Origin of the sequence: Rathayibacter sp. AY1B6, assembly GCF_002932755.1 — a bacterium.
In the GTDB taxonomy this organism is placed as follows: domain Bacteria; phylum Actinomycetota; class Actinomycetes; order Actinomycetales; family Microbacteriaceae; genus Rathayibacter.
Genome location: NZ_PSWL01000029.1, coordinates 21195 through 41221, shown reverse-complemented (window position 1 = coordinate 41221; position 20027 = coordinate 21195). Strand labels below are relative to the sequence as shown.

Genomic DNA, 20027 nt, shown 5'->3' with positions numbered 1-20027 from the left:
GCGGGACGGTCCTCCGATCGCGGCGGCTCCTCCACAGGCGGCGGACGGAGCGAGGCTCCTCCGCGCCGGTCCGGTGCCGACAAGCAGCGCCGGACCGATCGCTAGGCTGTCGGAGTGAACGATCTCCTGCACCCCGCGCCGCCCGCGATGCGGACGACCGGGACGGTGCGGGTGGTCGGCTCCGGACTGCTCGGCGCCTCCATCGGCCTCGGCCTCGCCTCTCGCGGGATCGACGTCGTCCTCGACGACGCATCGCCCGCGAGCCTCTCCCTCGCCATCGACTACGGGGCCGGCCGCGCCGCCTCCGCCGACGACCGGCCCTCCGTCGTCGTCGTCTGCGTCCCGCCGGACGTCACCGCGAGCGTCGTCGAGCGCGAGCTCGCGGCACACCCCGGAGCGGTCGTCACCGATGTGGCGAGCGTCAAGACCCAGCCGCTGCGCGAGCTGCGCTCCCGCGGCGTCGACCTCGCCCGCTACATCGGCTCGCACCCGATGGCCGGCCGCGAGCGCGGCGGACCGGTCGCCGCGCGGGGAGACCTCTTCGTCGGCCGGCCCTGGGTGATCTGCCGCGACGGCGAGACCGCGCCCGACGCGCTCGCGCGGGTGGAGGGCCTCGCCCTCGACCTCGGCGGCACCATCGTCGAGATGGACCCGGAGGAGCACGACCTCTCGGTCGGCCTCGTGTCGCACGCCCCGCAGGTGATCTCGTCACTGCTCGGCCAGCGCCTCCTCGACGCCCCGAACGCGGCGCTCCGCCTCGCGGGCCAGGGCGTCCGCGACGTCTCGCGCCTGGCCGCCTCGGCTCCCGAGCTGTGGATGCAGATCCTCGCCGCGAACCGCGAGCACGTCGTCGCGGTGCTCGACGCCTTCCGCGACGACGTCGCCGCGGTCGCCGACGCGCTCCGCGACCTCGAGGCGCCCGGCTCGCGCCGCGTGCTCGCCGAGCACCTGGCCGCGGGCAACGCCGGAGTGGCGCGCCTGCCCGGCAAGCACGGCCAGGATCAGCGCTTCTCGACCCTGATCGTCCTCGTCGACGACTCGCCCGGAACCCTCGCGCGGCTCCTGGTGGAGATCGGCGAGGCGGGCGTCAACCTCGAGGACGTGCGCCTCGAGCACGCACAGGGACGCCGAGTGGGTCTCGCCGAGATCTCGGTGGTGCCCGAAGCGGTCGCGCCGCTGACCGAAGAACTGACCGCACGCGGCTGGAGGATCGCCGGATGAGCACCGAGCAGAACAGGCAGGAGGGCGGCTTGAACAGGATGACGCCCGCCCGCCGGGCCCAGCAGAGCATCCCGGAGGACGGGGGCGCGGCTCCCGAGCGCGAGGCGCGCTCCGAGGCCGCCGAGCAGGGCGACTTCGGCGAGGCCGTCGTGGTCGCCATCGACGGCCCGGCCGGCAGCGGCAAGTCCAGCGTGTCGAGGGCGGCCGCCCTCCGCCTCGACTTCGAGTTCCTCGACACGGGAGCCGCCTACCGCGCTCTCGCCTGGCACGGGCTCGACCGCGGCCTCGACTTCGAGGACCAGGACGCGATCGTCGACGCGCTCGACGGCTTCGACTACTCCATCGGCACCGACCCCGAGTCGTACTCGGTGTGGGTCGGTCCGACCGAGGTGACCGCCGCCATCCGCGAGCCCCGGGTGACTGCGCGCGTCTCGGCCGTGGCGAAGGTCCCCGAGGTCCGCCGGAGGATCACTCTCCTGTTCCGCAGGATCATCGGCGAGACGCGCCGGGAGGGCATCATCGTCGAGGGTCGGGACATCACGACGGTCGTCGCACCGACCGCTCCCGTCCGGATCCTGCTGACGGCGAGCGAAGAGGCTAGAATGGCGAGGCGTTCGCGCGAGGTCACCACGGAATCCGCCGAGGCGACGGGTCAGGCGCTGCGGTCGAGGGACCGCGCCGACTCGCAGGTGGTCGACTTCATGAACGCCGCAGAAGGAGTCACTCTTCTCGACTCCACTCATCTCGACTTCGAGCAGACCGTCGACGCGGTCGTCGCCGAGGTCCGAACTTCGAGAGCAAGGGCCGATCATGGCACAGGACACGCACGTCGGTGACGACGAGCTGAACTTCGGAGACGACGACCTCGTCGAGCGCCTCGGCGACCTCGACGAGCAGCTCGCCTCCTCACGCGCGCAGGCGCTCCGCAGCGGACTCGAGGACTACGACCTCGACGAGGAGGACCTCGACCTCCTCGAGTTCGCCGGGGAGGACTCGGACGAGGTCCGCTACCTCCCCGCCCTCCCGGTCGTGGCGATCGTGGGCCGCCCCAACGTCGGCAAGTCCGCGTTGGTGAACCGCATCCTCGGCCGCCGCGAGGCGGTCGTCGAGGACACCCCGGGCGTCACCCGCGACCGCGTGTCGTACAAGGCGGAGTGGATCGACCGGGCGTTCACCGTCGTCGACACCGGCGGCTGGGAGCCCGACGCCCGCGGCATCGACGCCTCCGTCGCCATGCAGGCCGAGATCGCCATCGACCTCGCCGACGCCGTCATCTTCGTCGTCGACGCGAACGTCGGCGCGACCGCGACCGACGAGCACGTCGTGAAGCTGCTGCGCAAGACGAAGAAGCCGGTCTTCCTCGCCGCCAACAAGGTGGACGACGCCCGCCAGGAGCCGAACGCGGCCTCGCTCTGGTCGCTCGGCCTCGGCGAGCCCCGCCCCGTCTCGGCCGTCCACGGCCGCGGCGTCGCCGACCTGCTCGACGCGGTGCTCGAGAAGCTCCCGCTGGAGTCGGCCGTCGCCAAGCGCGAGGTCGGCGGACCGCGCCGCGTCGCGATCCTCGGCCGCCCGAACGTCGGCAAGTCCAGCCTGCTCAACAAGGCCGCGGGGGAGGAGCGGGTCGTCGTCAACGAGCTCGCCGGCACCACGCGCGACCCGGTCGACGAGCAGGTCGAGATCGCCGGCAAGGTGTGGCGCTTCGTCGACACCGCGGGCATCCGCCGCCGTGTCCACCTCCAGCAGGGCGCCGACTTCTATGCGTCGCTGCGCACCTCGACCGCGCTCGAGAAGGCGGAGGTCGCCGTCGTCGTCCTCGACGTCTCGCAGCCGATCTCGGAGCAGGACGTCCGCATCATCGACCTGGTGCTGGAGTCGGGCCGTGCGCTCGTGCTCGCGTTCAACAAGTGGGACCTCCTCGACGACGAGCGTCGCCGCTACCTCGAGCGCGAGATCGAGACCGACCTCGCCCACGTGGCCTGGGCGCCCCGCGTCAACATCTCGGCCCGCACCGGCCGCCACCTCGAGAAGCTCGTGCCGGCGCTCGAGCTCGCCCTCGAGTCGTGGGACACGCGCATCCCGACGGGCAAGTTCAACGCCTTCCTCGCCGAGCTCACCGCGGCGCACCCGCACCCCCTCCGCGGAGGGAAGCAGCCCCGCGTGCTCTTCGGCACGCAGGCCTCGTCGCGCCCGCCGACATTCGTGCTCTTCACGACCGGGTTCCTCGACCCGGGCTACCGTCGCTACATCGCGCGCCGCCTGCGCGAGATCTACGGCTTCCAGGGGTCCCCGGTGAACGTCAACATGCGCGTCCGCGAGAAGCGCGCGCGCTGAGCGCAGCCGCACCCTGTCCGGCCCGTGGGAGATCCTCCTGCGGGCCGTTCGCGTTCCCGCGGTCCGGACGCGGTCAGCCGGTCAGGAGTGGCCGCTCACTCGGCGGGTCCCGGTCGTCAGCGACCACGGGATCCTGAGCCGTCGACGGCACGGGGACGTCGACCGCGGGACTTGACTCGTGGCGGGCCGCCGCGCCGGTGCACGCGCAGCCCTGAGGCGGAGCTCCGGTCAGTCGCCGGTGGCGAACGGCCACCACGGCGGCAGGAGCCGACGGTAGGCCGCGAGGTAGCTGTCGGGGTCGCGCGGCTCCGGGAGGCGGAGCCACTGCTCCATCAGACCGACGGAGCCCGCCGCGAGGTACGAGGCCGTCGCGTCCTCGAGGAAGCCGAGCGGTGCGTCCGCGGCCGGGACGTCGAGGATCCCCGTGTCGAGCGTCGCGGAGACGGCGGTGCGGAAGTGCCCTGCCAGCATCGCGCGGAGGCCCGAGTCCCCGCCGGGGGCGTCGAAGGCGCGGAGGTAGAGGTCGCGGTGGCCGTCCAGGTGGCCGAGGACGCGGGAGGTGCCCTCGCGGATGCTCGCGTCGGTCGCGGCACCGCTCTGGAGCTGCTGGAGGTAGCCCTCCCGGATCGCGTCGAGCTCGTCCTGCAGGGCGGCGCAGAGCAGCTCCGCGGCGGACGAGGCGTGGGCGTAGAAGGTGGAGCGGTTCACGCCCGCCAGATCGGTGATCTCGGAGACGGTGAGAGTGGCGACGTCGCGGCCGGTCGCGAGTTCGATGATCGCCCGGTGCAGGGCCACCTGTGATCGCTTCTGCCGCGCATCCACTGCTGACGCCTCCCGAGCTGCCGGCGGCGCGTCGACCCGTGCCGACGCGTTCCGCCCAGCGAGTCTACGGGGCCCGCTCGTTTTCACTTCCGGCGTCGGCATCCGCTAAGGTAGTCGAGTTGCCCGGGCCTCGGCCCGGTCTGCCACGGGCTGTGGCGCAGCTTGGTAGCGCACTTGACTGGGGGTCAAGGGGTCGCAGGTTCAAATCCTGTCAGCCCGACGGAACGCCCAGGTGAGAGTACGTTTCTCACCTGGGTTTCGTCGTCTCCGTTGACCTTTTCGGGGTGCTTGATCGAATCGTCCGACCGCAGGTCTTGATGTCGGCCGACATGCTCCCCCTCGCCGCCGGTGCGACGAGCCGATGCCTGGCCGGGACCTGGAGCCCGCCGCGGCCGCGATCGCCGGCCTTCACCGAGGCCGCGGTGGCCTCGTTCGGGTGGACGGTTCGGGGCTCTGACGTTCGCGGTTCTCGTGTCCGACGAGGAACGCGTCGGCGCAAGCGGCAGCGTCGGTGAGTTGCCTGGTGTCGGCGTGGAGACAGCCGTGGGTGGTCTCGATCGATGTGCGGCCGAGGATGTCCTGGAGGACGTGGAGGGGAATGCCGGCGTCGGCGCGCCAGGTTGCTCCGGTGTTCCGGAGGCAATGCCTGGTGAGGCTCGTCAGGCCAAGATCGGCGACGAGCTGATCCCCTGTCGTCGCGTCCCGCACGGAGGCGGTGGTATGCACGCCACCGCGGGGTCCGGTCAGTGATCGGTCCGCTGGCTCAGGGCCCGCGGTGAGGCGCTCGAGCGCAGGGGTGAGCGCTTGCAGGATCGGGACGTGCCGGATGTCTCGCCCCCGGGTCTGCTTGGTCACGAGGCCGCCTGCGCCAGGAGAGGTCGGGCGGCGGATCGTGACGAACCGGTGATCGCAGTGATGTCGCCGACGTGAAGCCCTGCGATCTCGGAGCCGCGTGCGGTGAGGAGCGCGCAGAGCATCGCGAGATCGGAACAGCTCTGATGTACCTCCCCACACCTCTCCGCCAGCGCCGTGAGCGTCGCGAGATCCTTGAGCGCGTGCACGCGCGGTGACCTGTGAACCCTGCCTTGAGCAGGAGGGCGACGTCGACGACCGGGAGCGTTTCCCCTGTCGAGGTGCTGGCGAGGAGCGCGGTCTCGGCAGCTGGGGGGGAAACGGGTCGCACGGGAGCCGATCGGGCGGTCGCCTTCATCCACGGACTCGGAGACGACCGTGATGCCGGGGCGCACCGGATCAGCAGGCTTCCGAGGCGCGGCGGTCGGCGTACCCGACCTCACCGCACTCGGCCCGGCCGCGGGGGAGTTCACTCTCGCGGACGCCCCCGCCGACGTCGTCGCGGCGACCGCCTCGGCATCGAACGAGCGGACCTCTGCGGGGGGACTGCTCGGAGGTCTTCGGCTAGCGGTGGACCAGTTCCGAATCATGCGTGTGCAGACCGTGATGAGTGCCCTGAGGCCTAGCAGTGACGAAAACCGCAATGGCCATGCCAGCGTAAAGCAGGGTACTGACCAGCACCGTTCCGGTCGTGGTGAGCCAGAGCCGGAGCGCCAGATGGTCGTCACCATACGCCGCCACCGCGGAAACCGCCGTCAGCAGAGGGATTGCCCCAAGAAGGAGAGACACGAATGCGCGCCCCAGCGTCGCGTCTGAGAGCGCACGCGCTCCCACGCCGCCGAAGGAAGAACTGAGCAGGTAGACAGCCAGGGGAACGAGGAAAGCCAAACCCCAAAGAGGACTGCCCAAGACCATGGATATGCCGATGACCATTGCGGGTGCGCACACCAAGAGGTCGAGCAGAGCGTTGAGGCAGACTCCGACGATTCCAGCTTTGATGAGAGATAGGTCCGCCAGAAGAAGGTGTTGGTGATCGAGTTCTGTTGCGGCAGGTTGAGAAGGACCCGATACGGTGAGGACGAGGAGCGCGAGGAGAAGGCCGGTGCCTGCGGGAACGACGTCGCGCAGCAGAATCGGCACAAGGACGATGACGTTCATCACGAGGACCGTTCCGATGTACTGTGTCCGGCGGCGGCGTGCCTGGGCGAGGTGGCTGCAGAGGAGAGCTTGCAGGGGGGCATCAGGCCAGCGGGTCCAGGAGCTGAGCCCGGTTTTGTAACCGCGTCCCTGGAGGGAGGATGCCTGTCCGCCAGAGAGAACCTTCTGCAACTGGTTTGCCAGGATGCTCTCGTGAACTGCAGGCTCTACGAAGGCGTTCGCTCGTCCGATGACGATCGTCAGTACCGCGGCGGCAAGCACGAGAATGGCGCCGCTGACGCCGAGGCCGCTGTGTTCCGGCTCAAGGACTGCCCGGAACGGTGACGCCCCTGTTTCGGTCACGACGTCGACGAGCCACAGGTTTTCGCCGACTCCGACGAAGCGTGCCACGAAGGAACCGACCCAGACCAACGCCGCTGCAGCGAGTGTCGAGATGCCCGCCAGCCGCGCCCCCTTGAACCGGGACTGACCCAGGAGGTGAGAACCCAATGAGGCGGCACGGATCGCAAGGAGAACACTGAGTACGGCGAACCCGGAGATGGGGCTGAGTGCTGGCGGTTCGCCTCGGAGCGCCAAGGCGACTGCTGCTGATACCGTCGCGCCGATGAAGGCGCTCAGTGAGGCGCCGACGCCATGTACGAGAAGCACGACCCGAGGCCCGTGCCGGCTCTGCAATGCCCAGGAGACGTCCCCAGGCTGAAGCCGGAGGGGCGACCCTCGTCGAGCTGTCAAGGAAACAATGATCAAGCACAACCCGAAGACGAATCCTGCGACGTAGGGCTGGGCAGTGGATGGGTCGCTGGCGAGGTGATCGCCCTGCGTCACAAGGACCCAGATGTATCCGCCGGTTGCGACGACCACAAAGACGAGTGCCAGGGGGTTGAAGAGAAGAATTCGGAGCTCTCGTAGGCGCATGAGCACTTGCGCGAGCGCGAGCGCCGCGGCTGACGACTGGACTTCGACTCTCGGGCTATGCGGATTCATTGCGGATAGCTCCGACGATGGTGAGGTATGAGTCTTCGAGGGAGTCCCGTGAGGCGGAGTCATCGCTGAGGTCGGCGACATGGGCGATTTTTCCGCCGTAGAGAATCAGAACTCGATCTGCGATCCGCGCGAGGTCCCCCAGCCCGTGCATGGAGATCAGGATGCCATGGCCGTCTTCGGACAAGTGCCGGATCTCCTCCCTCAGCTCCCTCGCCGAGACCGGGTCCAGTCCGTTGAACGGCTCATCGAGGAGAAGTACACGAGATCCCTTGCGGAGGGCGAGCACGAGGGCAAGCTTGCGACGCATGCCCTGGGAAAGCTCGTGCGGCAGCGCATCGTGCTTGTCTCGCAGTCCGTAGCGCTCGAGCAGATCCAGCGCGACCTCGGCGCTACTGCGCGTACCGTTGAGGCGTTCGATGAGTCGGACGTGTTCGACGACGCTGAGGCCGGGGTAGAGATCCGGGTCTTCGGGCATGAGGCTGAGGGCTCGGCGCGCCCCAGGGGAACCGATGGGGTGCCCAAGGACGGACGCGGTGCCTCTCGTCGTCGAGTAGAGGCCGGCGAGAGTGCGCATGAGCGTCGTCTTTCCAGCCCCGTTCGGCCCGATGAGGCCGACGACTTCTCCTTCGCCGATCTCGAAGGTCATGCTGTTCAAGATCTGCAGACGATCGACGTCCTTGCCCAGCCCGCGAACCTCCATCATGGGGGCACTGTTGTTCGTCTCAACCATCACCATGACCCAGCCATTCATGGAGTGTTTGGCCGGCTGATTCGACCATCTCGCCAACGGAGGCGAGTTCGCCACTGTCTACGAAGCTCCGGAGCACAGTCCGCACGTCGGGCGAACCGCCGGCTGCTGCGCGCTCGATCTCGCGCTGGAGCCGTGGTTCGACGTCCGGGCGGCGGGCGGGCAGAAGACGCTGCCGCACGGAGGGCGGCTCAGGCTGCACCTGCCATCCTCGCCGCGCTCCGTACTCGATGACTGCCCTACTGGCCGGAGTTCTTGCTGGTTCTGTTGCTGCGAGCGCGAAGGCTACGTGCTCCGGTGAGACAGCAACCCCGTGGCGCCGAGCAACGTGACCGGCGAACGCCATGACCCGGCGGAATTCCTTGATTCCGTTCATGATCAACCTCCTTTGCTTTCCGTGTGGGGCCTCGTGCGGCCGCCGAGAAGTCCGGCGACGGCTCGTACGAGTGCTTCCAGGGGCCCGCGTATCCCGCAATGGTGCAGGACTGCACAGAGGCCACTCAATATCGCGAAAAGGACGCCAGTTCGGTGAGTCGGCTACTCTCCGGGTCGCAGAGGACCTGGAGTTCGGCGTCGAGGTCGATGGTGTCCACAACTGCAGACATGAGTTCTCCTTCGCCTAGGTTCCGTGACACTGCGTCACGGAACCCCAGGTTAGGTCCTGACCCGTCGGGTCGCAAGAGGTTCGCTCAGAAGCGTCGGAAGGGCGCGCGGTCAGAGGAGTGGCCGATCGAAGGGCTGATCGGTGCACCGCTGCATGGCGGGGGCTGGTTCGCGGGCGCGTGTCATGTCGCGCGGGAAGATCCGCGTTCACGTCGAGGCGATGCAGGACGTGGCGAGGCCAGAGCTCGGGTACTCGCCTTCGATGTGCTCGCCTGAGTCTCGCTCACGGCGGCAAAAGCCGTTGCGCAGCGGCTGCACTCCCGCGTGCGGTCGTTCGCGCTCCTTGATCCTCCTGTGTCAGAGGCGGAATCGATGCGGAGGACGCGGCGCGGGCATCTCCGACACGATGCGGCAGCGCGGTTGCGGCGCACTGGTGCGAGGTTCAGGCCGCAAGGGGACATTCGCGTGGTCTACGGGTTCCGCGATGAGTCTCGTCAACGAATTCGCGACCTTCTCATCTCCGATCCGTGACGACCGGGGGTTCCGCGGCTGGGTCTACCGAGTGTTTCGGCGGCTCGTTCGAGGATCGCCGTACTTGATGCCGAGGTAGCGGCACGCTGCTTGCACGGTTTCTTCCACCAGTTCTTCAGTGAGCTCGGAAGAACTCGGAACGAGTGACCGGCTCATGAGCGGACCGACGAGAAGGTCTGCAACTGTTTCGGGCTTCCACCCCACGGCTGCGATCTCCCCGCGGTCGACTGCGGCGTTCAGTACGCGCGTGACATTCTCGCGGCGAGGCTTCACAAATTCTTCACTCAGATGCTTTCGAACATCGGGATAAGCCCGCGCGGCTTCCAGAATCCCCAGAAGGGCGTGCTTCATGAATGGCGAAGAGAACATCTCGTAATCGGCCCGTTGCAGGAGGTGCAGGTCGCTTTCAAGTGCCCCAGTATCTACACGGGCCCCGGTGCCGTACTTTTCGGCCATTATCTCTACGACCAGGTGCGGCAGGGAGGAGTATCTTCGGTAGAAGGCCGGCCGCGTGGTTCCCGCTCGGCTCGCGATAGCCTCCACGGTGAGGGCCGTGTAACCCTTTTCGGTAACTATGCGCTCCGCAGATTCTCGTAGGGCTGCCGTGATGTCAGTCGCGCGGGGACGACCACCTTGGTTCTTCACGGGTACGAAGCTACCCTTTTCACCCACGCGATACGGCGTGTTCGGAGAAGTAGGGGTTATGCCTTTTCGAGAGGGCCTCGGCTTCGATCTCGCAGGAGATGCACTGATACACGAGGGATCGTCGCGGTGATGATCGACAGCGGCGTTCGTGAGGTGAGCGTCATCACCCACCTCCACCACGACCGCCTCACCCCAGAAGGCTACGAGGACATCCTCGAGCAGGCATATCAGGCGTGGCGCGCCGACTCAGCCGAAGGGAGAGCATCGGTCCTGATCGGAGTTCCCAGAAGAAGTCGAGGGGGGATCGTCTTTTCGCGGATGGAGTCCTGTTTTTCGTCCTGTTCCCTAGCAGGTGAGGGGCGGCGGTAAGCGTCCTCGGGGCTGACGGTCTCCATCGTCCACCGGCCGGTGCGCAAGGGAAATCGGCGCGGAAACCACACCTGATCGACCAGAACTCCACCTGAAACGCCGCGAGCGGTGGCGACGTCGACCAAGCGCCGGGACCTGGCCGAGACCTGACGCAGGCGAACCACGCAACGCATGACGTGAAAACGAGTCCTCTGCGGGCAGAGCGACCCGGAGAATCGAGGAATCAGGCTGAACCGTCTGCCTGAGGGTCAAGGGGTCGCAGGTTCACATCCTGTCAGCCCGACGGAAAGCCCTGATGAGACCGCTGGTCGTCGTCGGGGCTTCCGTCGTTTCCGGGCCTCCGGGAGTGGACCTCCGAAGCACCCTTCCTGGTCGTCGGCCGTGGCCGCGGCGTCCGGACTGAGAAGCCCGAGCGGCATGCACGGCGTCTCCCCGACCGCCCGCAAGGGCGGTGGAAGGCCGGCTCCCTAGCGTCGGTGGACGTGACCGACTCCGCTCCGCTCGCCCGCTGGTGGCGGGAACCCTGGTGGGCGCGGCTCACCCTCCTGGCGATCCTGTGCGGATCGACGGTCCTCACAGGCTGGAACCTCGCCCGCGGCGGAGACGCCGTCTTCTACGAGGCGGCAGCGCGGTCGATGTCGGAGTCGTGGCACGCGCTGGCGTTCGGAGCCTTCGATCCCGCCGCGTCGGTGACGCTGGACAAGCTCGCGGGATTCGCGGTGCCGCAGGCGCTGAGCATCCGCCTGTTCGGGATGTCGACGTCGTCGATCGCGCTGCCGCAGCTGCTCGAGGGGCTCGTCACGGTCACGGCCTGCTCGGTCCTCGGACTGCGCTGGGTAGGGCGCGGGCTCGGGCTGGTCGCGGCGGCCGCGGCGGCGAGCACCCCGATCTTCGTGTCGATGTTCGGGCACCCGATGGAGGACGGGCTGCTGACGGCAGCGCTCGCCGTCGCGCTGGTGTGGTGGCAGCGCGCGGTGCTGACGGAGCGGTGGTGGCCGCTCGTGCTGGCCGGGGTGTTCATCGGGATCGGCTTCCAGGCGAAGATGATGCAGGCCTGGTTCGTCCTGCCCGCCCTCGTGGTGGCGACTCTCGGAGGGGTGCGCGGGTGGCGCCGAGCGCTCGCCTGGGCGGGCGGGCTCCTTGCCGTCGCGGTGGGCGCCTCGGTGGCGTGGATGGTCGCGATCCAGGCGGTGCCGGCAGGAGACCGGCCCTACATCGACGGGTCGACGGGGAACGACGTCTTCGCGATGGTGTTCGGGTTCAACGGGGTCGACCGGCTGATCTCGGGAGCGGTGCCCGGCGCCGTCGTCGCTTCCGCCCACGTGGCGGCGATGGGCGGAGCGGCCGGATCTTCGCCGGTGAAGCTGCTGCTCGCGCAGTACGCGACCCAGGTCGGCTGGCTCTATCCTGCGGCACTCGCGGGGCTGATCCTCGGAGCGGTGCGCTGGTGGCCGCGGCGGGGGAGACGGGGAGGTGCCCGCGGTGCCTTCGCCCTCCTGGTCTGCCTCGCGGTGTGGCTGGTGACGGCGGCGGGCGTGCTCTCGGCGGCGACGGTGCCGCACACGGCGTACGTCGCGGCGATCGGCGTGCAGCTGGCGCTCCTCGCCGCGCTGGGCTGGGCGGAGGGGGTGCGGCTGCTCGCGTCGCCCCGGGTCGGCGCGCGGCTGGTGCTGCCGCTCCTCCTGGTCGGGCAGACGGCGTGGAGCGCGGCGCTCGCCGTGGGCGGGCAGCTGCCGGCGGTGCTGGGCCTGCCGTTCGCGGCGCTCGCCGGAGCAGGGCTGGTGGTGGTCGTGGTGGCGGCCGGGCGGAGACGGCGTGGTGCGTCCGAGCGCGGCGTCGGGCGTCGCGGGATGCCCTCCGGTCGACGTCCCGTCGCCCTCGTCGCGGCTGTAATGATCCTGGCCGGGCCGATCGCGTTCAGTCTCCAGGTGCTCGACGCCTCCCTCGACGGTTCCGGCGGAGACGCGCTCGTCGGCCTGCGCTTCCCGCAGCGGGCCGAGACCTCGGCCCCGTTCGCCGTCTCACCTCCGGACGCCGTCGGCGGCCACGACTCGATGACCGCCGACGAGGCCTCCCTGGTCGCCGCGGCCCGAGCCGCCGGGGGCGGGGTGGACGGTGCGCCGCTGTTCCTCACCGACTCCTGGGCCATCGCGGCGCCGATCATCACGACGACCGGAGCGAGCGTGCTCACCGACGGCGGCTACTCGGGCCAGGCGCGCGTCTTCACCGAGCAGGACATCACCCGGATGATCGCGGCGGGGCGCACGCACCTGGTGGTGCTGAAGAACTCGGCACCGCCAACCGAGTCGGTGCGGAAGGCCGTGGTGGCGGACGAATGCACGCAGCTGCAGGAGTGGGGGCCGGCGCCGACGGAGCCGGGAGAGCGCGCCTCCGCGGTGACGGGCTTCTCCCTGTGGCGGTGCGGGTGACGAAGGCGTCGTTCCCGCAGCATCCGAGGAAGGCGGACGAGCGGGAATCGCTGTCGGCGCATCGTTCCAGGGGTCATGCCAGGCCGAGAAGGTCGAGAGTCCAGGCGTGAGCGAGGATGTTCTCCTCCTCTGCCTCGTCGGGCGCAGTCCCGCTGAGGTGGCCTCCCGAGGTCGTGCGCAGCACCACGTGAGCGGGGTCCGGGCACCGTGATATCGCTCGGTAGCGGCGCGCGAACTCCGTGATCGCCGACGCGTCGACCCGGGCGTCGCGTCGGCCGGCTCGGATCCACGCCGGCGGGAGCGGTCGGCTCCGGGCAGCCATCGATGCGATCGTCGCGAGAGGCGACAGTCCCGCGGAGAGGATCTCGGCGGGTTCGCCGAATTCCGCCCGGTCGGTCGATGCGAGGGCTGCAGATCGATCATCGAGTGCAGTGACGGGATCGAGGAACGGGTGGACGAGGTGCAGCCCTCGGAGTGCTGCGGGCCGTCGGAGGCAGACCGTCGCAGCGACCAGTGCTCCGGCGCTCGCCGCCGTGAGAAGGAGCCGGAGAGGGTCGATGCCGGGCAGATCCTGAAGCAGCGCCAGACAGGCGAGGAGGTCCTCGATCGGAAGGTCGCGTCCGAGACCGGTCGCCTGCCGATGCCACTCCCGGCCGTTCTCGCCGCCCCCACGTACATGGCAATAGACGATCGCGGCTCCACGCGCGAGCAAGTCGTCCGTGAAGGGATCGAACGGTCCCTCGAGACTGATGCCGTAAGCGCCGTACACATGGACGACGACAGGACAGGCGTCCGCGCTCTCCGGCAGAACCAGGGTCAGCGGGATCCGTGTGCCGTCCCGGCTCGTCGCGGTGAGCGACCGGACTTCCGTCCGCCTCGCCGGTTCGGCGGACAACGCCTCGCCCGGCACCGGGTCGACGCGCTGGGGCCGATGGACGGGGGAGGAGACGAGCAGGACCGGGAGGCGGGTGATCGGATCGACGGCGGGGAGCAGAACACCTGCCGGTGGCGCCGTCCAGAGGGCGTCAGCTCCACCGGCGGGCGACCAGACCGCCATCCGGCCGGCCGACCGGCCGAGGACGAAGAGATCCTCCCCTGCCTCCTGCAGATGGCCGGCATGGAGAGCAGGAGGAACGGGAACGTTCAGCGGAGGAGTCGAACCGGTCAGTTGGAGGAGGCCGTGACGTCGATCCAGAAGGGCGAGCCCGCCCGTGAAGGTGGAGACGTCCGCGTCCTCCGTGTCGAGGTCGAGGCGGTCGCACGACGGCGGGCCGTCCGATTCAGCGGTCAGCACCCAGTACCTGGAGCCCAGCGGGCCTCGGGAGCCGAGGACGGCGGTCGTGTGGGCGACGCTGCGCAGATGGAGCCGCCTCGTCCGGTCGGGCTCCTCGAGGAGGACGTGCGTCGTCCGGCTGCTGTGCCACCAGACCGCCTGCCACGGCCGACCTGCCGCGTCTCGGCGGATCCAGAGGAATCCGTCCGAGAACGATCGGATGCGCGGCGAGACGGGACGCTCGTCATGGGCGACCTCGATCACTCCGCCACCGGCAGCGACGGCGATGCTGATCCGATGCTGCTCATCGCCTCCCCGATCACCCACGATCGCGAAGGCGGTGCCATCCGGTGCGAGGACTATCGACTCCCGTGGCGCGACATTGAGGGTGTGCCGGAAGGGGCGTCCGTCCGGGTCGCGGAGGAGCACGGACCGGGAGCGCGCCTGCTCTTCCGGCGCACTCGACGGCTGCATCGCAGCGAGACCCCTCAGAGATCCGGAGAGCGCAGGAACCCGAGGCGGCAGCGCGCCGTCCCCGGTGATCCCCTCAGGCGCCTTGCTCACGCAACCGCGCTCCAGGCGTCTGTCGCAGCCGTGCCCGCACGGGAACAACGAGGATCAGCGAGAGCGCCGCCCAGGAGCCGACGAGCCCGAGAACGGCGCTCTGGACGGGCCAGACTACCAGACCCTCGCCGAGGGCCGCGCGACTGACCAGCCAGCAGACCGCACCGGTCGCCGCGACCGGTGCGGCCGCTGCCGTCGACGCAGCGAGGGCCAGTGCGAAGCTCTCGGAGAGGAGGAGCCCGACGATCTGGTGGCGCCGCATCCCCGCCGCCTGGAGAAGGGCGATCTCGCGGTCGCGGTCCTGCGCGGAGAGCGCGACGACCGCGGCGCTGGTGGCGAGCATCGATACCGCCACGATCGCGACGATCGTCAGAACATCGGTGAGGTCGGCGCGGGTCCCGGGCTGGACCGCCGTCGTCATGGCTACGACCGACTCCACCGCGCACAGGAGGACTCCTATTCCTCCGAGACCCGCCGCGAGCGGCGCGATCGTGGCGGCGCTGACCCGCACCCGGGCCGAGGCTGCCCGGACGCCGAGCGCGGGGACGACGAGACCCGATCGAGCCAGGAGAGCGTGCAGTGCACGGAGGACGAGCCCGACCGCCTCCGGACAGAGGAGGTACACGGCCAGGAGGAGGCTTCCTCCTGCATCGACGGCCAGGTTGAACATCGGAGCGGGTCCGGTCGCTCCGAGCTCTCGGGCGGAGCCGGACGCGGCGACGAGGCCGCAGGAGAGGAAGAGGAATACGAGGCCGCTGACGAGGCGCGCTGCGGTCGCACCGGTGTGGAGACGGCCGTCCTCGGACGCTCGGAGCGCAGCACTCGGCGGTGTCCGGGCGGCGCGGCGCGCGGGCAGTACTCCGCCGGCGAGCGTGGTGAGCGCTCCGAGCCCCACGGTGGCCACTGGGGCCCAGGGTGACAACGTGAAGGCCGGAAGATCGACGACGGACGAGACCGCGCCGTTGAAGGCGGGAACAGCCCAGAACGCCAGCAGCGTCGAGAGCAGCGCCCCGAGGAGGGCACCGGTGAGACTCACGATGCCGATCACGAGCAGGGTCGCACCGAACACCTGCATCGGCGAGGCACCCAGAAGGAGCCAGAGCGCGTGCGTGCGACTCGTGGCCGTGACGCTCGCGCGGCCGACGACCGTCAGGGCGACGCACGCGACGAGTGCCACCACGGCGTAGATCGTGATCGAGAGGATCCGGAACTCCTGGAGACCGACGCCGGCGTCCGAGGCTGCGGCGGCGAACGAAGGGTCCCCGGTCCACGCGAACTGGTGGACGCACAACCCGACCAGGGTGGCGACCAGGGCGACCACGGCTGTCGCAGGTGACCACAGGCGCCAGTCGGCGGCGAACATGCGAACGACGTAGCGGGACACGACTCAGGACCTGGCCTCTTCGAGGATGCTCAGCAGCTCGTGGCTCGTCCGGCGGCCGGTCGTCCTCACTGTTCCCCCGTCGTGCATCACCACGACGGTGTCCGCCAGCGCCGCGGCTTCGAGATCGTGCGTGACCATCACGACCATCCGGCCCTCGTCCGCCATGCTTCTCAGCGTCGACAGGACGATCTGCGAGCTGTGCGAGTCCAGGGACCCGGTCGGCTCGTCGGCGAAGACGATGCTGGGCCGCCGCGCGAGGGCGCGGCAGAGAGCGGTCCGCTGCTGCTCTCCTCCGGAGAGTGTCCGTGCAGGTGCATGACGCCGATCCCCCAGACCGAACGCCTCGACCAGCCCACGGATCCGGTCATGCGGCACGGGTGACCGGTCGAGCCGGAAGGGGAGCGCGATGTTCTCCTCGACGTCGAGGAAGGGCACGAGGTTGTACTGCTGGAAGACGAAGCCGATCTCGGTGCGGAGCATGCGGGAGCGCTCGGCCGCCGACAGGCGGTACACGTCCCGGCCGTTCACCTCGACGGTGCCCGTCGCCGGTCGATCCAGACCGCTGAGGCACATCAGGAGCGAGGTCTTGCCGGAGCCGGAGCTGCCGACGACAGCAGCGAGTCCGCCTCCTTCCAGATGGATGTCGCAGCCGCGCAGGACGGTCGTCGTCCGCCGACCCGCGGCGACGGTCTGCCCGACGGCACGCGCCTGGAGCATGGGGATCATGAGAGCGCCTCCTCAGGCGTGGTGAATGGCCTTCCCCCTCTCCGGACGCCCGCGATCCCCGATAGTGCGGGATCGCGCGCGTTCGCGGGCGACGGTCAGCAGTTGCCCCACGTGATCGAGCTGGGCCAGCCCGGGCACGGCGAGACGATGCTGAAGGTGCTGACGCGCGCAGCATCGTGTGCGTCGGTCTCGCCTTCGAGCGTCTGGAACTCAAGAATCCGGTTCATGGTGTTCACCTCCTCTCTTCCTGTCAGGCGGACTCGGTCAGAGTCCGAAGGGCAGGGCGGATCTCCCCGTCTCGAGCTCGTCGAGGGCCGCGATCACTCCGAGCGACCCGGTCAGGTAGTCGGACGAGAGCCGGAGGTTCTGATTGCCTCGGAAGAAGACGCCGCTGTCATCGAGCACGGCATGGAGGCGCAGCGAACGGATGTGCGAACGGAGGACCTCGTCGAGTTCTGCGCTGGGCCGATGGCGTGTGCGGCGGTTCAAGTAGATGAGGAACCCGGACAGACCGTGGGCGAGCGAGGCTTGCGCGCACTGCTGATAGGTCGCGGCGGCATCGATGGCGGCGAGGGACTCCGCGAAGAGCTCGGCGCCTGTCACCCGCTGCAGCTCGAGGATCGCCAGACCCGGACCGGTCGACCCGATCCCGAGATAGGGGAGCGTTCTCCACCCCTCGTCGAACTCGAGGGTCCCGTTGCGGGTGATCGTGCATCGTGAGAGATCGGCGTCGATGGCTCGTACAGCGAGCGAGACGTAGAAGTCGTCTCCGGTGGCTTCATGGAGCCGAGCGAACAGGATCGCGGCGGCGCACCATCCGTGGAGGAGGCCGACGGAAGCTCCCCGCGCATCCTCGTCGAGGAGTGCGGCGAGATGGTGGGCCGCCTCGGACGGATCTTCTCCTTCTGCGAGATCGGCGAGCCCTGCGCCGGCCCACCCCGACCAGAGGGTCGGACCAGAGGGGGTAGCCGCACGCGTGGACTGCAGGGCATCGAGTGTGCGCGTGAGTCCTGCCTCGCGTGCAGCGAACCGGATTCCCTCCCGCCCGCAGAGCCCGCGCGAGCGCACTCCGGCGACGCGACCGGCGAGCCAGCGATCAGCAGCCTCGAGATCCGCGTCTCCCGACCGCCCCAGAAAAGTGATGGCTCCCGCCGCGCCGTAGGGAAACCCCGCACGATGATCGGCGCTGTCGCGGGCGAGAAGAGGGATGTCTCCGGGAACGACAGGAGCGTCCTCCGCCCACTCGAGAACCGACGTGACACCTCGGACGATCAGATTCCGCAGCTGGTGGTCGGAGCAGGCGGCAAGACGATCGACGCGCTCGTCCACCGATCTCCGGCTCGAGGCGGGAAGAGCGTCGAGGGTGTGCGCCCTCACAGACCGCAGCACGGCGGACGGGACGGCGAGGTCGTCTGCGGCTGCTCGCAAGAGCTGCTCGATCTTCGCGACGTTGCCCTGGTCGGCGATCGTCGCATGAGGGAAGAGGAGATCGAGTTCGAGGATCCCCAGCGACCACTCGTCGGCTCGCGTCCCCCTCAAGCCTTCCCGGGGCTCGTATCCGGGAGCTCCCTGGCCGGACCGCCACTCGGGATCCATCCTGTGCGCGAACTCGAAGTCGAGCAGGCACGGATGCGTTCCGTTCCGCATGATGACGTTCTTCGGGTGGATGTCCCCGAGAAGCCATCCGGCGCGGTGCACGGAGGAGAGCGCAGCGTCGAGGCGTGCGACGGTCGCGCTCAGCCACGAGGTGTACCCGTCGTCGACAAGAAGCCAGGGGGCCGGACGGAGCAGCGGAGTCCGAGTCATCCACTCGCGCTTAAGATCGTTCCCCTCCACGTGCTCCATGACCAGGTATCGGTGCTCCCAGGCGGTGAAGGAACCGTAGAAGACCGGTACGCAGCCCAGGTACTGCAGATCCACCAGCACCTCCTCCTCGTGGGCCAGACGTGTCACCGCGTCGACGCCGTCGCCGTCGAGCCCGGCATGTGGACGCGCCTCCTTGAGGACCACCACTGTCCCGATCGGGACGAACTCATCCGTCGTCGCTTCGGCGAGATAGACTCCGCCGCCGTTCGAGAAATGCAGGGCTGAGAGCATGTCGAAACCGAAGGCGACCTCTCCTTCTTCCTCTCCCTCGACCTCGACGGAGTCTGGAAGCGACGCCCAGGGAGGGGGCGTGTAGGCCGGTCGCCGGACGTCCTCGATCTCGTTCCCGTCCGGATCGATGAGTGTCGAGACGAAGCCCGTGTCGGTCTCGGACGGGAGGAAGGCCCCGTATCGGAAGTGGACCGGGCCGGACCGCCAGCGCCGATCGGAGAGTATGTAGGGACCTCTGCAGCCGGCCAGAAGGGCGTCGAGATCCTCCAATGCGCGGGCGAACTCGTCGTCCGAACCGGGGTACACCGCGATGAACTTCCCGGCTCCAGCCCGATCGGCGTACTTGCCGTTCTGCATCAGGAGGAGATCGGCGCTCGCGAGGTGCTTGAACGGCAAGCGGGAGCCGAAGCAGTGGCGAGAGGTCGCGTCGAGGATCGTCCGAGCATCGCCGAGAGTGGTCGAGAGGTGGATCTTCCACCCCTGCCTCGGCAAGGACGATCCGTCGGGTATCCAGTTCCGCCACGGGCGGGACTCCCTCGTCTGCCAGCCCTCGGGTGCGCGATGCGCGACATCGAAAACATCGCCCTCGACGGGGTCCTCGTCGCCGGCGAGGGCGTAGAACGGCATCCCCGGGCGGCAGTACTGGAGGTACTCGAGGTCGAGCGGCATCGCTTCCCCTTCCTCGGCGGCGTGACCCACCGAGCAGACGGCGCGGTGCTGACTCCGAGGCTACGAAGGGCTCCGGCCGGGCGCTTCCCGCCGGGGTCATGGATGACAATGACCGGGGTCACAGCAGGGACATGACCGTGGTCACGGGTCTCGCTCTCGGTGCCCGGGCTACCATTGTCGACATGGGCTCATCTCCGGGGACGGACGCGGCTTCTTCCGTTCCGTCGGCGGGGGAGCCCGCGCGTGCCGGGCTCGGGTCCTCCTCCTCGTCGAGCGCAGTGGACAGGACGGTCGTCGCTCTCCAGGTGATCGCACTCTGCTGCCTCGTCATGGCGGGGAGCCTGGGAGTCGTCGACTCCGCTCAGAGGGGCGCCGGTCCACCGGTCGCGGCAGTCGCGTGGCTCGCGCTGGCACCCGTGATCGCCGGGATCTGGGTCGTTCGGCCGCGCATGATGAGAGCGGGGCACGGGGCCGCCGTGACGGCGGTGTCCGTCGTCGCCGCGACGCCGGTCGTCGTCTTCGGCCGGCTCGATTTCACGATCCCGGTCCTCCTCCTCGTCGTGGCGTTCGCGGTGGTCGACGTCTCGCTCCGCGCAGGGGCGCACGCGATGATCTGGATCG

General features: G+C 69.3%; 16 protein-coding genes, 1 tRNA gene and 1 pseudogene. 5 read left to right on the top strand and 13 right to left on the bottom strand.

Going from position 1 to position 20027, the window contains the following annotated elements; genetic code table 11:
* Positions 1-147: 147 nt before the first annotated feature.
* Genes C5D08_RS14340 through der form a run of 3 tightly spaced genes read left to right on the top strand, consistent with a single transcriptional unit; the run spans position 148 to position 3552 of the window.
* The gene (locus C5D08_RS14340; RefSeq protein ID WP_104277625.1) at positions 148-1221 is read left to right on the top strand and encodes a prephenate dehydrogenase; all 1074 of its coding nucleotides are present in this window, start codon (positions 148-150) and stop codon (positions 1219-1221) included.
* Positions 1218-2057 carry a (d)CMP kinase gene (gene cmk / locus C5D08_RS14335; protein ID WP_258065050.1) on the top strand — a complete coding sequence of 280 codons (840 nt, stop codon included), beginning with the start codon at positions 1218-1220 and terminating at the stop codon, positions 2055-2057. The genes C5D08_RS14340 and cmk overlap by 4 nt, the downstream gene beginning before the upstream one ends.
* Positions 2032-3552, top strand: a complete 1521-nt coding sequence (gene der / locus C5D08_RS14330) for a ribosome biogenesis GTPase Der (RefSeq protein ID WP_104277610.1) — start codon at positions 2032-2034, stop codon at positions 3550-3552. Before cmk ends, der begins: the two co-directional genes overlap by 26 nt.
* Positions 3553-3780: 228 nt before the next feature.
* Here der and C5D08_RS14325 read toward each other — a convergent pair whose 3' ends face one another.
* The gene (locus C5D08_RS14325) at positions 3781-4374 is read right to left on the bottom strand and encodes a TetR/AcrR family transcriptional regulator (RefSeq protein ID WP_181109991.1); all 594 of its coding nucleotides are present in this window, start codon (positions 4372-4374) and stop codon (positions 3781-3783) included.
* Between the two features lie 146 nt (positions 4375-4520).
* Here C5D08_RS14325 and C5D08_RS14320 point away from each other — a divergent pair.
* Positions 4521-4594 (top strand) — tRNA-Pro (locus C5D08_RS14320).
* Positions 4595-4782: 188 nt separating this feature from the next.
* Here C5D08_RS14320 and C5D08_RS17405 read toward each other — a convergent pair.
* The 7 genes and pseudogenes from C5D08_RS17405 to C5D08_RS17550 form a co-directional block, all read right to left on the bottom strand.
* Positions 4783-5229: a tyrosine-type recombinase/integrase gene (locus C5D08_RS17405; RefSeq protein ID WP_258067417.1), complete on the bottom strand. Its 447-nt coding sequence runs from the start codon at positions 5227-5229 to the stop codon at positions 4783-4785.
* Positions 5226-5435: a hypothetical protein gene (locus C5D08_RS17400; protein ID WP_258067416.1), complete on the bottom strand. Its 210-nt coding sequence runs from the start codon at positions 5433-5435 to the stop codon at positions 5226-5228. The genes C5D08_RS17405 and C5D08_RS17400 overlap by 4 nt, the downstream gene beginning before the upstream one ends.
* A 355-nt stretch (positions 5436-5790) precedes the next feature.
* Positions 5791-7368, bottom strand: a complete 1578-nt coding sequence (locus C5D08_RS14310) for a hypothetical protein (protein WP_104277608.1) — start codon at positions 7366-7368, stop codon at positions 5791-5793.
* Positions 7355-8098 carry an ABC transporter ATP-binding protein gene (locus C5D08_RS14305; RefSeq protein WP_181126241.1) on the bottom strand — a complete coding sequence of 248 codons (744 nt, stop codon included), beginning with the start codon at positions 8096-8098 and terminating at the stop codon, positions 7355-7357. Before C5D08_RS14305 ends, C5D08_RS14310 begins: the two co-directional genes overlap by 14 nt.
* Positions 8091-8492 carry a hypothetical protein gene (locus C5D08_RS16760; protein ID WP_146086055.1) on the bottom strand — a complete coding sequence of 134 codons (402 nt, stop codon included), beginning with the start codon at positions 8490-8492 and terminating at the stop codon, positions 8091-8093. The genes C5D08_RS14305 and C5D08_RS16760 overlap by 8 nt, the downstream gene beginning before the upstream one ends.
* A 782-nt stretch (positions 8493-9274) precedes the next feature.
* Entirely contained in the window at positions 9275-9706 is a 432-nt protein-coding gene (locus C5D08_RS16755; RefSeq protein ID WP_146086054.1) for a TetR-like C-terminal domain-containing protein, read from the bottom strand.
* 36 nt (positions 9707-9742) lie between these two features.
* A pseudogene (locus C5D08_RS17550) lies at positions 9743-9895 on the bottom strand (helix-turn-helix domain-containing protein); the annotation flags it as partial.
* An 851-nt stretch (positions 9896-10746) separates the two neighbouring features.
* Here C5D08_RS17550 and C5D08_RS14295 point away from each other — a divergent pair.
* The gene (locus C5D08_RS14295) at positions 10747-12693 is read left to right on the top strand and encodes a glycosyltransferase family 39 protein (protein ID WP_104277623.1); all 1947 of its coding nucleotides are present in this window, start codon (positions 10747-10749) and stop codon (positions 12691-12693) included.
* A gap of 73 nt (positions 12694-12766) precedes the next feature.
* Here C5D08_RS14295 and C5D08_RS14290 read toward each other — a convergent pair whose 3' ends face one another.
* From C5D08_RS14290 to lanKC, 5 genes are all read right to left on the bottom strand, one after another.
* A complete protein-coding gene (locus C5D08_RS14290; protein WP_104277605.1) occupies positions 12767-14530 on the bottom strand; it encodes a prolyl oligopeptidase family serine peptidase in 1764 nt (587 codons plus the stop codon).
* A complete protein-coding gene (locus tag C5D08_RS14285; protein WP_219815184.1) occupies positions 14514-15893 on the bottom strand; it encodes an FtsX-like permease family protein in 1380 nt (459 codons plus the stop codon). Before C5D08_RS14285 ends, C5D08_RS14290 begins: the two co-directional genes overlap by 17 nt.
* Positions 15894-15917: 24 nt before the next feature.
* Positions 15918-16640, bottom strand: a complete 723-nt coding sequence (locus C5D08_RS14280) for an ABC transporter ATP-binding protein (protein WP_104277603.1) — start codon at positions 16638-16640, stop codon at positions 15918-15920.
* Between the two features lie 95 nt (positions 16641-16735).
* On the bottom strand, positions 16736-16876 hold the full coding sequence (locus C5D08_RS17095) for a hypothetical protein (RefSeq protein ID WP_181109985.1): 141 nt from the start codon (positions 16874-16876) through the stop codon (positions 16736-16738).
* Between the two features lie 28 nt (positions 16877-16904).
* Complete coding sequence (gene lanKC, locus C5D08_RS14275; RefSeq protein ID WP_104277602.1) at positions 16905-19406, bottom strand: class III lanthionine synthetase LanKC; 2502 nt, start codon at positions 19404-19406, stop codon at positions 16905-16907.
* Between the last annotated feature and the right edge of the window lie 621 nt (positions 19407-20027).